General features: G+C 66.4%; 10 protein-coding genes. 3 read left to right on the top strand and 7 right to left on the bottom strand.

Annotated features, from left to right (window positions below; translation table 11 throughout):
• Positions 1 to 10 precede the first annotated feature (10 nt).
• From ACMZPQ_RS16435 to ACMZPQ_RS16410, 6 genes are all read right to left on the bottom strand, one after another.
• Positions 11 to 1,066 (bottom strand): suppressor of fused domain protein, encoded by a 1,056-nt coding sequence (locus ACMZPQ_RS16435; protein WP_197583001.1) that lies wholly within the window; start codon positions 1,064 to 1,066, stop codon positions 11 to 13.
• Between the two features lie 46 nt (positions 1,067 to 1,112).
• Complete coding sequence (locus tag ACMZPQ_RS16430; protein ID WP_197583002.1) at positions 1,113 to 1,616, bottom strand: hypothetical protein; 504 nt, start codon at positions 1,614 to 1,616, stop codon at positions 1,113 to 1,115.
• A 221-nt stretch (positions 1,617 to 1,837) separates the two neighbouring features.
• Entirely contained in the window at positions 1,838 to 3,718 is a 1,881-nt protein-coding gene (prpE, locus tag ACMZPQ_RS16425; protein ID WP_312644866.1) for a propionate--CoA ligase, read from the bottom strand.
• Between the two features lie 273 nt (positions 3,719 to 3,991).
• Complete coding sequence (locus ACMZPQ_RS16420; RefSeq protein ID WP_197583908.1) at positions 3,992 to 4,606, bottom strand: pseudouridine synthase; 615 nt, start codon at positions 4,604 to 4,606, stop codon at positions 3,992 to 3,994.
• 129 nt (positions 4,607 to 4,735) lie between these two features.
• Positions 4,736 to 5,722: a malate dehydrogenase gene (locus ACMZPQ_RS16415; RefSeq protein WP_004153634.1), complete on the bottom strand. Its 987-nt coding sequence runs from the start codon at positions 5,720 to 5,722 to the stop codon at positions 4,736 to 4,738.
• Between the two features lie 118 nt (positions 5,723 to 5,840).
• Positions 5,841 to 6,332: a peptidylprolyl isomerase gene (locus ACMZPQ_RS16410; protein WP_110711164.1), complete on the bottom strand. Its 492-nt coding sequence runs from the start codon at positions 6,330 to 6,332 to the stop codon at positions 5,841 to 5,843.
• 273 nt (positions 6,333 to 6,605) lie between these two features.
• Between ACMZPQ_RS16410 and typA the strand changes: the two genes are divergently transcribed.
• From typA to ACMZPQ_RS16395, 3 genes are read left to right on the top strand one after another with little or no spacing between them, the layout of a single operon-like run.
• Positions 6,606 to 8,453, top strand: coding sequence for a translational GTPase TypA (gene typA / locus ACMZPQ_RS16405; protein ID WP_312644860.1), 1,848 nt, complete (start codon positions 6,606 to 6,608; stop codon positions 8,451 to 8,453).
• Between the two features lie 11 nt (positions 8,454 to 8,464).
• The gene (locus ACMZPQ_RS16400; protein ID WP_005415426.1) at positions 8,465 to 8,932 is read left to right on the top strand and encodes a DUF2127 domain-containing protein; all 468 of its coding nucleotides are present in this window, start codon (positions 8,465 to 8,467) and stop codon (positions 8,930 to 8,932) included.
• A gap of 41 nt (positions 8,933 to 8,973) precedes the next feature.
• Positions 8,974 to 10,596, top strand: coding sequence for an amidase (locus ACMZPQ_RS16395; RefSeq protein WP_197583910.1), 1,623 nt, complete (start codon positions 8,974 to 8,976; stop codon positions 10,594 to 10,596).
• 64 nt (positions 10,597 to 10,660) lie between these two features.
• Here the strand turns inward: ACMZPQ_RS16395 and ACMZPQ_RS16390 are convergent, their stop codons facing one another.
• Positions 10,661 to 11,800, bottom strand: coding sequence for a mechanosensitive ion channel family protein (locus tag ACMZPQ_RS16390; protein ID WP_197584231.1), 1,140 nt, complete (start codon positions 11,798 to 11,800; stop codon positions 10,661 to 10,663).
• Positions 11,801 to 12,222 lie beyond the last annotated feature (422 nt).

The raw sequence follows: 12,222 nt of genomic DNA, 5'->3' as shown, positions 1-12,222 counted from the left end.
ATCTTCGCCATCAACCGATCTGCCGGATCACTTCGCCCTTGGCGTCGCGCAGATAGGTGGGCACCACTTCAATGCGCAGCGCACCTGCCAGCGGATAGATCCCGCGTTCGGCACGCACGCTCGCCAACGCCTGCAATCCGGCTGCATCCAGCGCCCAGCGCGCGCTGTCGGCGGACACCTCGCTGGCGTCACCGGCCCCGGCCGCAATGAACGCCCACTGCCGCTCGCGGCTGACCAGTTCCAGCGATTTGCCGTGAGGCAGGCGCAGTGGCAGCAGTTCGCACACGCTGGCGACCTGGCCGGCGCCCAGCACCAGGGTGGTGATGCCGGCCTCCTGCCGCCAGTCCAGGGTTTCGATGAACAGCATCCCGGTGCTCGAGCCCTCGCGCTCGCTGCCCGCCCGCACCTGCGCGGCCAGCGCCGGATCAGCCAGCAGGTTTCCGCGATGCAGGTCGCTGATCCACAGCGGCATCGCCGGCCGCAATGCCTGCAGCACGCCACGCGTCGACCAGCGCTTGACCGCCTCCATCTCTTCGTCGGTCAAGCCCACCAGCTGCAGGAACTGCAGATGACCATTGGCGGTATCGCGCGGCGGCAGCTGCGGATCGGCAACGAAGGCCAGATGGCACAGGCGGGTCTGTGTTTCCAACGCGATCGGGCCATTGGCGTTGAGATGGTGGCCGTCCTCGAATACGTTTCCGCTGCCGAACACGTAGCGCGCCAGGTTCTGCAGCAGGTTCATCGGCCACACCGGCGGCGGGCTGTCGCCGCGCTCGTCGGCATCGGCCGCCAGCCGGAAGGTCAGCTCGAAACCGTAGCCGCTGGCAGCCGGGTCACTGCTCTCCTTGGCGTACAGTTCGGAGAAGCCATAGGTGATGTAATGCCAATGCGGTACCGGCGCATCTGCCCAGTACACGCTGATGCCATCCAGTGGGTCCTGGCCTCCCAGTGTGTACGGCAGCGCGGTGCCGTAATGACGCGGTTCCTGGCCGGCGTACAACGGGGCCAGTGCCGCGTTGATCACGTCCCAGCCCGGGGTATCGGTATCGTCGTGGTCGTCCTGCACGCGGAACTCCTTGCGGGGTAGTGAACCGATCACTTTACGCGGTGACTCAGGCCTGCACGACCTCGCCATCCGCATGCACCAATGCCGCCTGGGTTTCCTGCCACCAACGTTGCGCGAGCGCCGGGCTGCGCGCCTTGCCCACCGCCGCCAGCAGTTCCGGGCACAGACGCTCCAGCGCCAGCGCATCGGTGCAGCGTTCGATCTTCAACTGCATGAAGTAGCCCTTCAGGCCCAGATGGCGGCGCACGGCCTCACTCATTGCGTCGTACAGCTGCTGGTACAAGGCCGGGTCCTGTTCGCGGCCGCTGCTGATGCCGCGCACCGGTGCCGCCTCGGCGCTGCCTCCAACCGCTTCGATCAGGCCCAACGCGGCCAGTTGTTCCAGTGCGTCCGGTGGTGCGCGCAGGCCTTCGAACAGGCCACGCAGTTCGGTGTCATCGCGATGGCCGTCGACCATCAACAGGATCGAACGCAGCGCCGCCGGCAGGCGCCGACCGCGGTCTTCGATTTCCTGGCGGCCAGCGGCCGTCTTGGCGTGCAGCAGTGCCATGCATCCCCCCAATCCTCGATGCGCAATGCCAGCGCGCCCGTGCCGGGCACGCCCCCTGGTTGCCACCGTCGAAGCCTGCGCAGCTTCCCCGAAGCGCAGGCTCTGTTGCAGACCGATGACAGGGCGAGCTTAGCGCAAGTCCTGGCAGGCTTGGATAGTGCCGGCCGCTGGCCGGCAATCCTGCATGCCGAGGTTGCCGGCCAGCGGCCGGCACTACCGGCTTACCGCCCCAGCGCGCGGCGGATCTCTTCCAGCGCGCCGGGGTCATCCAGCGTCGACAGGTCACCCGGATCGCGCTGCTCGGCCAGCGCCTGCAACGAGCGCCGCAGCAGCTTGCCGGAGCGGGTCTTGGGCAAGGCGTTGACCACGTGCACGTGCGCCGGGCGCGCCACCGCACCCAGCGAGGCGGTCACCGTGGCCATCATCTCGGCCACCACCGGCGCCGGATCCTCGCCATCGAGTCCCTGCTTGAGGGTGACGAACACCAGCGGCACCTGCCCCTTCAACTCGTCCTTGACCCCGATCACCGCCGCTTCGGCCACGCGCGGGTGGCTGGAAATGGCTTCCTCGATTTCACGCGTGCCGAGGCGATGCCCGGCCACGTTGATCACATCGTCGGTGCGGCCGAGGATGAAGGTGTAGCCATCGTCATCGCGGATCGCCCAGTCCAGCGAGCTGTACAGCAGCTCCTTGAAGTGGCTGAAGTAGCTCTGCAGGAAGCGGCTGTCGTCGTTCCACACCGTGCTCATGCAGCCCGGCGGTAACGGCGGCGAGACTACCAGCACGCCCTTCTGCCCCGGTGCCACTTCCTCGCCGGTGTTCTCATCGATCACCTTCATCCGGTAGCCGAGGTTGGGGAAACCGGGAGAGCCGAAGCGCACCGGTTTCATCTCCAGCCCCGGCAGCAGGGTCAGCGCCGGCCAGCCGGTTTCGGTCTGCCAGTAGTTGTCGATGATCGGCTTGCCCAGCGCGTCACTGATCCAGTGCGCGGTCGGCTCGTCCAGGGGTTCACCGGCCAGGAACAGGTACTTCAGTGCGCCCAGGTCATGGCGGTGGATGAAGTCCGCATCGTGCTTCTTCAGCACGCGGATGGCGGTAGGCGAAGAGAACATCGTGCGCACGTTGTACTGCTCGCACAGCGCCCACCAGATGCCTGGATCGGGGTTGGTCGGCAGCCCTTCGTACAACAACGAAGTGCAGCCACCGATCAACGGTCCGTACACGTTGTAGGAATGACCGACGGCCCAGCCGACATCGGAGGTGGAGAACATCACCTGCCCCGGCTTGCAGTCGAACACGGTTTCCATCGATTGCGCCATCGCCACCGCGTAGCCGCCGACATCTCGCTGTACGCCCTTCGGCTTGCCGGTGGTGCCCGAGGTGTACAGCAGGTAGCTCGGTTCGCTTGCTTCCAGCCACTGCACCGGCACATCGACTTCGCCGATCTGCGCGCGCAGTGTGGCGTACTCCACATCACGGCCCGGCACCCGCGGCTCGGCCGCGTCCAGCCCGCGCGAAACAATCAATACATGCGCCGGTGGCGCGCTGGCTTCGGCGCAGGCCGCATCGACCATCGGCTTGTACGGAATCAGCTTGCCGCCGCGCATGCCAGCATCGGCGGCAATCAGCAGTTTCGGTTTCGCATCATCGATGCGCAGCGCCAGGTTGTGCGCGGCAAAGCCGCCGAACACCACCGAATGCACCGCACCGATACGCGCACAGGCGAGCATCGCGAACACGGCCTCGGCCATGTTCGGCATGTAGATCACCACGCGGTCGCCATGACCAACGCCCAGGTGCCTGAGCACGGCAGCGAAGTCATTCACTTCGCGATACAGCTGGCGGTAGGTGATCTCGCGGGTGCTGTTGGTCTCGGTCGAAATGGCCACCAGCGCAAGCTGGTCGGCGCGCTCGGCCAGGTGGCGATCGACGGCGTTGTAGCAGAGATTGGTTTCGCCGCCGACGAACCAGCGCCGGAACGGCGGGTTGCTGTAGTCCAGCACCTGCTGTGGCGGTTTATGCCAATGGATGCGCTTGGCTTCCTCGCCCCAGAAGGCCTCCGGCTCGTCGATCGAGCGACGGTAGGTTTCCTCGTAGTTCATGACGCAGCCCTCCCAGACAAAGTCATGGGTTCGAGGATAGTCCGGCGCTGCCGCGTGGGCCGCCCTACCTTGGTAGGGGGTGGGTGTGTTCTGCAGGGCTGCGGTAGTGTCGGCCGCTGGCCGGCAACAGCAGCAGGCCATCCGTGGGATGCCGGGGGTGGGTGTCGACCCTGATCGACACGGTAGATCCACGCCATGCGTGGATGTTTTTCGATGAACTGGCGATCCATCCACGCATGGCGTGGATCTACCGATCGCCGCGCGGCCGATCCCCTAGAACGGAACCGGCGACTCGAACGCCAGCGCCTCGCGCGTCAGCGGATGGATGAACTGCAGCGTGCGCGCATGCAGATGCACGCGCTGTGCTGGCGCGGCGTCATACAGCACGTCACCCACGATGGGATGACCAATGCTGGCCATGTGCAGGCGCAACTGGTGGCTGCGGCCGGTGATCGGCTCCAGTTCCACGCGCGTACGCTGCGCTACGGCATCGCGCGCCAGCACACGCCAGCGCGTCAGCGCCGACTTGCCGCGTTCGTGATCGACCATCTGCTTCGGCCGGTTCGGCCAGTCCACGATCAACGGCAGGTCCACTTCGCCGGCCTCGCCTTCGAGCAGCCCCTGCACCACCGCTTCATACCGCTTGCCGACCTGGCGCTGCTCGAACTGCATCGACAAGGCCGCCTGCATGTCCTTGCCACGTGCATGCAGCAGCAGGCCGGAGGTCACCTGGTCCAACCGGTGCACGGTCAATGCATCCGGGTACAGCACCTGCAGCCGCGCGACCACGCAGTCCTGGTTCTCGGCGCTGCGGCCGGGCACGGACAGCAGGCCGGCCGGCTTCTCGGCCACCAGCAGCGCGTCGTCGATGTAGTGCAGGTGGATCATGCGGTTCCAGGAATTCCAAATGAAAACGGGGAAGCCGAAGCCTCCCCGTCTTCTGCGGTGAGCATACCGAGCAACGGTCGGTACCCACCATCGCGGTGGAGGTACCGGCCGTGGCCGGCACCTGCCGCATCAGCCCAGCAGGTGGGCGACGCCGGCGCGCTCTTCTTCCAGCTCGGCCAGGGTCTTGTCGATGTACTTCTGGCTGAAGTCGTCGATCGGCAGATCCTTCACCAGGGTGTACTTGCCGTTCTCGGTGGTCACCGCGAAGCCGAAGATCACGCCTTCCGGAATGCCGTAGGAACCGTCGGACGGCACGCCCATGGTGACCCACTTGCCGTTGCTGCCCAGCACCCAGTCACGCACGTGGTCGATGGCAGCGTTGGCGGCCGAAGCCGCCGAGGACGAGCCGCGGGCTTCGATGATCGCCGCGCCGCGCTTGCCGACGGTCGGGATGAAGGTGTTGGCGTTCCACTCCTGGTCGTTGATCGCATCGGCGATCGACGCGCCATCGGCGGTGGCGAAACGGTAGTCCGGGTACATGGTCGGGCTGTGGTTGCCCCACACGACCAGCTTCTCCATGCCACCGACCGGCTTGCCGAGCTTGGTCGACAGCTGGCTCAGCGCGCGGTTGTGGTCCAGGCGCAGCATGGCGGTGAAGTTTTCCGGCTTCAGGTCCGGGGCCGACTTCATGGCGATGTAGGCATTGGTGTTGGCCGGGTTGCCGACCACCAGCACCTTCACGTCACGGCTGGCCACCTTGTTCAGCGCCGCGCCCTGGGCGGTGAAGATCTTGGCGTTTTCCAGCAGCAGGTCCTTGCGCTCCATGCCCGGGCCGCGCGGACGCGCGCCGACCAGCAGGGCGATGTCGGCGTCCTTGAACGCGACTTCGGCGTCGTCGGTGCCGACCATGCCGGCCAGCAGCGGGAACGCGCAGTCTTCCAGTTCCATCATCACGCCCTTCAGGGCGGCCTGGGCCTTGTCGACCGGCAGTTCCAGCAGCTGCAGGATGACCGGCTGGTCCTTGCCCAGCATTTCGCCGGAGGCGATGCGGAACAGCAGGGCATAACCGATCTGGCCGGCGGCGCCGGTCACGGCAACACGAACGGGTGCTTTCATGGGGGTTTCCTCTTGCTTGCAAGCGTTTGATGGGACGCCGCGGGCAGAGCCACGCAGGCCTGGCGGGCGGCGGGGAACAGGGAAACGGCCACCGATGGGTGGCCGTTTCGAAGTGGGATCAGGCGGCGAGGTGCTTGTTCCACTCCGCCACGCGCTCGGCCTGGGCGGCCAGCACGGCGTCGGCGTCGCCTTCCAGGGTGATCGAATGGATCACGTCGCCCTGCTTGACCGAATCAACGATGGCCTGGCCTTCCAGGACCTTGCCGAACACGGTGTGGCGGCCGTCCAGCCAGTCGGTCTTGATGTGGGTGATGAAGAACTGGCTGCCGTTGGTGTTCGGGCCGGCGTTGGCCATCGACAGCGAGCCGACCTCGTGCTTCACGCCATTCTTCTCGTCTTCGAACTTGTAGCCCGGGCCGCCGGTGCCACGACCCTGCGGGCAGCCGCCCTGGATCATGAAGTCGGCGATCACGCGGTGGAAGATCAGGCCGTCATAGAAACCGTGCTTGACCAGGTTCACGAAGTTGGCCACGGTCAGCGGCGCCTTGTCGGCGAACAGCTCGACCTTGATCGGGCCCTGGGTGGTGTCGAAAGTGGCGATGAGGGACATGAAGATCCTTGATGCAGAGGGGAACGCGTCTAGCCACCTAGTTTACACCTGCCTCGTGGCGGCGGCGGCTTCGACCATCGGTGAAGAACCCCGCTTCAGCCCGCGGACGGGGAGCCGCATTACCGGGCCCTGGCGGCCTCGGCCGGGGCGGCGGTCGGCCAGCTGAATGGGCCCCATGACCGGCGTGAAATCCACCTTTTCGCGAATCGTCAAGTTCGACGTATAATGTTGGACTTCTTTTTCCAAATCCGGCGCCGACTGGCCCCCTTTCGTATGTCCATCGAAAATCTTCGCAACATCGCCATCGTCGCCCACGTCGACCATGGCAAGACCACCCTGGTCGACCAGCTGCTGAAGCAGTCCGGCACCTTGTCCGAGCGTACCGTCCTCGCCGAGCGCGTGATGGACAGCAACGACCAGGAAAAGGAACGCGGCATCACCATCCTGGCCAAGAACACCGCCATCACCTGGGAAGACAAGAAGACCGGCATCAAGAACCGGATCAACATCGTCGACACCCCCGGCCACGCCGACTTCGGCGGTGAGGTCGAGCGCGTGCTGTCGATGGTCGACACCGTGCTGATCCTGGTCGACGCGATGGACGGCCCGATGCCGCAGACCCGCTTCGTGACCCAGAAGGCCTTCGCGATGGGCTTCAAGCCGATCGTCGTGGTCAACAAGGTCGATCGCCCGGGCTCGCGTCCGGAGTGGGTGATCGACCAGGTGTTCGACCTGTTCGACAAGCTCGGCGCCACCAATGAGCAGCTGGACTTCCCGATCGTCTACGCCTCGGCCCTGAACGGCTACGCCGGCCTGGAAGACAGCGTGCGCGACGGCGACATGACCCCGCTGTACGAAGCGATCATGCAGCACGCGCCGAAGCCGGAAGTGGACCCGGAAGGCCCGTTCCAGATGCGCATCAGCCAGCTGGACTACAACAACTTCGTGGGCGTCATCGGCATCGGCCGCGTCCAGCGCGGCACCCTGAAGAAGAACATGCAGGTCGCGGTCATCGACCGTGAAGGCAAGAAGCGCAACGGCAAGGTCGCGCAGGTGCTGGGCTTCCTGGGCCTGGAGCGCATCGAGCAGGACACCGCCGAAGCTGGTGACATCGTCGCCATCTCCGGTATTCCGGAACTGACCATCTCCGACACCCTGTGCCACCCGGAAACCCCGGAAGCGTTGCCGGCACTGACCGTCGACGAGCCGACCATCTCGATGACCTTCCAGGTCAACAACTCGCCGTTCGCCGGCAACAAGGACCTGTCCGGTGGCAAGTTCCTGACCAGCCGCCAGATCAAGGACCGCCTGGACCGTGAAAAGGTCCACAACGTGGCCCTGAAGGTCGAACAGCTGGAAGACGCCGACAAGTTCCTGGTCTCCGGCCGTGGCGAGCTGCACCTGTCGGTGCTGATCGAGAACATGCGCCGCGAAGGCTACGAGCTGGCCGTGTCGCGCCCGGAAGTGATCATCAAGGAAATCGACGGCCAGATGATGGAGCCGATCGAGCAGCTGGTGGTGGACATCGAAGAAGTGCACCAGGGCGGCGTGATGGAAAAGCTGGGCACCCGCAAGGGCCAGCTGAAGAACATGGAGCCGGACGGCAAGGGCCGCGTGCGCCTGGAATACTCGATCCCGGCCCGTGGCCTGATCGGTTTCCAGAACGAGTTCAAGACCCTGACCCAGGGTTCGGGCCTGCTGTTCCACGTGTTCGACCACTACGGTCCGAAGGAACAGGGCGCGATCGCCAAGCGCATCAACGGCGTGATGATCGCCAATGCCCCGGGCACCACCCCGGCCTACTCGCTGGGCCCGCTGCAGGAGCGCGGCAAGCTCTTCGCTGCCGAAGGCGACAACGTGTATGAAGGCCAGCTGGTCGGTATCCACTCCAAGGACAACGACCTGACCGTCAACGCGATCAAGACCAAGCCGCTGACCAACATGCGCGCTTCGGGCAAGGACGATGCGATCCAGCTGACCCCGGCGATCAAGTACTCGCTGGAACAGGCCCTGGACTTCATCGAAGACGACGAGCTGGTCGAGATCACCCCGAAGGAGATCCGTCTGCGCAAGAAGTTCCTGACCGAAAGCGACCGCAAGAAGGCGTCGCGCGGCGGCTGAGCCAGCACTCCGTGAACCAGAGCGGCTACAACCCGGATCCGCACCGGCATCCGGGTCTCCATGTCATCGCCCTGCTCGAAGCGAGCAAGGCGATGCTGGCGCTGTTGGCCGCCACCGGGCTGGAAGTGCTCGGACCGCAGCCGCTGCGGCACGGCATCATGGTCCTGATCCGGCGTTTCAGCCTGGATCCGGACCATGGCACCCTGCCCTCGCTGCTGCACATGATCAGCCCCGACGCGGTGCACCTGGCCGCGGCGGGGATGATCGGCTACGGCCTGCTGCACCTGGTCGAAGCGTGGGGCCTGTGGCGGGCCAAGGCCTGGGCCTCCTGGCTGGGCTGCCTGACCGCCTCGCTGTACCTGCCCTTCGATATCTTCGCGATCATCCGTCACCCCGGCTGGCCGTCGTGGACGATCCTGGCGATCAACCTGATCGTGGTCTACGTACTCGCCCGCGACCTGCGCAAGCGCCACCGCTGAGCAGCGGCTACACTGGGGATTGGAGCCGACCAAGCCGCCCCATGCGCCCGTCCTTGCCGCCTCTGCTGACCTGCCTGCTCGCCGCGCTGCCTGCGCTGCTTTCGGCTGGCTGCAGCCCGGCCACGCCCAGCGCGCATGCAGCCGAACCTGCGAGCCGCAACGTGCCGTTCCCGTACGCCGAAACCGATGTCGCCGACCTGCAGGCGCGGATGACCGCCGGTGAGCTGGACAGCACCACCCTGACCCAGGCCTACCTGCAGCGCATCGCCACCCTGGACCGCACCGGGCCACGCCTGCGCGCGGTGATCGAACTCAACCCCGACGCGTTGAAGGAAGCCGCCGCGCGCGACCGCGAGCGCCGCGAGGGGCACCTGCGTGGTCCGCTGCATGGCATTCCGCTGCTGCTGAAGGACAACATCAACGCCGCGCCGATGGCCACCAGTGCCGGCTCGCTGGCCCTGCAGGGCTTCCGTCCCGACGACGCCTACCTGGTGCGGCGCCTGCGCGAGGCCGGTGCCGTGGTGCTGGGCAAGACCAATCTGAGCGAGTGGGCCAACTTCCGCGGCAACGACTCGATCTCCGGCTGGAGCGCGCGCGGCGGGCAGACCCGCAATCCCTATCGCCTCAGCCACTCGCCCTGCGGTTCCAGCAGCGGCAGCGCGGTGGCGGTGGCCGCCAACCTGGCCAGCGTAGCGATCGGCACCGAAACCGATGGCAGCATCGTCTGCCCGGCCGCGATCAACGGCGTGGTCGGCCTGAAACCAACCGTCGGTCTGGTCAGCCGCGATGGCATCGTCCCGATCTCCTTCAGCCAGGACACCGCCGGGCCGATGACCCGCAGCGTGGCCGACGCTGCGGCCGTACTGACCGCAATCGCCGGCCGCGACGATACCGATCCGGCCACTGCGACGATGCCCGGCCGCGCGGTCTACGACTACACCGCACGCCTGGACCCGCAGGGCCTGCGTGGCAAGCGCATCGGCCTGCTGCAGACACCGCTGCTGACGTTCCGCGGCATGCCGCCGCTGATCGAACAGGCAGCCACCGAACTGCGTCGCGCCGGCGCCGTCGTGGTGCCCGTCGAGCTGCCCAACCAGGGCGCCTGGGCCGAGGCCGAACGCCTCGTGCTGCTGTACGAATTCAAGGCCGGGCTGGAGCGCTACTTCAGCATCCATCGCGCCCCGCTGCGCAGCCTGGCCGAGCTTATCGCCTTCAACCAGGCCCACAGCAAGCAGGAACTGGGCCTGTTCGGCCAGGAACTGCTGGTGGAGGCCGACGCCACCGCCGGCCTGGCCGATCCGGCCTACATCCGCGCGCGCAGTGATGCACGGCGGCTGGCGGGCCCGAAAGGCATCGACGCCGCCCTCGCCGCCCACCAGCTCGATGCGTTGATCGCACCGACCACCGGCGTGGCCTGGCCGATCCGCAGCGAAGGCGATGATTTCCCCGGCGAGAGCTACAGCGCAGCGGCCGTGGCCGGCTATCCGAGCCTCAGCGTGCCGATGGGGCAGATCGACGGCCTGCCGGTCGGCCTGCTGTTCATGGGCACCGCCTGGAGCGAGCCGAAGCTGATTGAAATGGCCTACGCCTACGAGCAGCGCACCCGTGCGCGGCGGCCACCGCACTTCGACACCGATACCCTGATCGACGCCGGCGAGCCGTGATCCGGTAGTGCCGGCCGCTGGCCGGCAGCTCGATCATCCCGGCGTTGCCGGCCAGCGGCCGGCACTACCGATCAGGAGCCTCCGCCAGCACGATCGCCGCTTCGCCGTCTTCCGCACCCGGCGAGCGTACATCCGCGGCACGCGCACGCGGCCCCCGCGGCATGTCCTGCTCATCCTCGTGCTGCACGCGTGCGCGCACCTGAGGCAGCGACTGCGGATGCGCTCGTGCGAGGAAATCGAGCATGCGTTCGCGCACCAGGCAGCGCAGATCGAATGCATCACCGGAACTGCGCGCGCTGACCAGCAAGCGCACCTGGATCGCACGCTCACTCGTTTCGGTTACCTGGGTCACGCAGACCCGGCCATCCCATAGCGCTTCACCCCGGCAGATGCGCTCCAGCTCGGTACGGATCGCCGCGATCGGGGCGCGATAGTCCAGCCACAGGAAGGCCGTACCCAGCAGATCGGCGCTGCGCCTTGTCCAGTTCTGGAACGGGTTCTCGATGAACCAGGTCAGCGGCACCACCATCCGCCGCTCATCCCAGATGCGCACCACCACATAGCTGCTGCCGATCTCCTCGATGCGGCCCCATTCGCCTTCAACGATCACCACGTCATCCAGCCGGATCGGCTGCGTCACCGCGATCTGCAGGCCGGCAATGAGGTTGCCGAACACCGGCTTGGCCGCGATACCCGCCACCAGGCCGATCAGGCCGGCCGAGGCCAGCAGAGCAGTGCCGATCTTCTGCACCATCGGGAAGGTCAGCAGCACCAGTGAGGCGCCGAGCACGATGATGCCGCCCATCAGCACGCGGCTGAGCACGCGCGTCTGGGTCTGGATGCGGCGCGCTTCCAGGTTGTCGGAGACATCGATGGGGTGGCTGCGCAGGATCGCACGCTCGCCGGCGGCCACCGCGCGCACCAGCAGCCAGATGAAGCACGCGGTCAGTGCGATGTGCAGCATGTGCTGCAGGTTGCCCAGCAGCGGGTCCTGCAGCGGCGTGGCCTGCAGCGCGGGAATCAGCAGCAGCAGCGGCCAGGCGGTGGCCAGCGGCAGCCCAAGCACGCGACCGATGCGTGCACGCCGCCGATCGCGCCCTTTCAACCGATGGTAGATCCACAGGATCAACCACGCGCCGATGCCACCCACCAGCACCGCCGATCCCAACGGCCACACGTAGGCCTGTGCGCTTTCCCAGTGCACGATTGCCACCTCCACTCGAACAGCAAGCGGACAGCCTCGCGCATGGCGCATGAGCGTCACGTCAGTCGTTCGTAAGGAAGGTGTTGATCGGCAGGGGTTGCAGCCCTGCACCTGCGGTAGTGCCGGCCGCTGGCCGGCAACCTCAACAGCAGCAGCAACAGCAAAAGCGTGCATTCCGAGGAATGGCGGACCCATCCCACCTTCGACAGATTTCCACCATCTGCGGTAGATCCACGCCATGCGTGGATGAATCTCCACCGGAATCGAATATTTCGAATTGGAATCGAAAAGCATCCACGCATGGCGTGGATCTACCGTGCCGACCAACGGTCGGCACCCACCGACAGATCGCAGCGATCTGTCAGAGGTGGGGCGGTGTCGGAGTGCGGGGTGTCAGCCGCATGGGCCCGAGGCATGCCTCG

The sequence above is a fragment of the Stenotrophomonas maltophilia genome (assembly GCF_047497515.2).
Classification (GTDB): domain Bacteria; phylum Pseudomonadota; class Gammaproteobacteria; order Xanthomonadales; family Xanthomonadaceae; genus Stenotrophomonas.
The sequence above is the reverse complement of the archived record's forward strand: the minus strand, read 5'-3'. Positions and strand labels throughout refer to the sequence as shown.

Bases quoted from the DNA above. Each gene is read 5' to 3' on its own strand.
- ACMZPQ_RS16415 (WP_004153634.1), bottom strand. From the start codon at position 5,722: ATGAAAGCACCCGTTCGTGTTGCCGTGACCGGCGCCGCCGGCCAGATC.
- ACMZPQ_RS16420 (WP_197583908.1), bottom strand. From the start codon at position 4,606: ATGATCCACCTGCACTACATCGACGACGCGCTGCTGGTGGCCGAGAAG.
- prpE (WP_312644866.1), bottom strand. From the start codon at position 3,718: ATGAACTACGAGGAAACCTACCGTCGCTCGATCGACGAGCCGGAGGCC.
- typA (WP_312644860.1), top strand. From the start codon at position 6,606: ATGTCCATCGAAAATCTTCGCAACATCGCCATCGTCGCCCACGTCGAC.
- ACMZPQ_RS16410 (WP_110711164.1), bottom strand. From the start codon at position 6,332: ATGTCCCTCATCGCCACTTTCGACACCACCCAGGGCCCGATCAAGGTC.
- ACMZPQ_RS16430 (WP_197583002.1), bottom strand. From the start codon at position 1,616: ATGGCACTGCTGCACGCCAAGACGGCCGCTGGCCGCCAGGAAATCGAA.
- ACMZPQ_RS16395 (WP_197583910.1), top strand. From the start codon at position 8,974: ATGCGCCCGTCCTTGCCGCCTCTGCTGACCTGCCTGCTCGCCGCGCTG.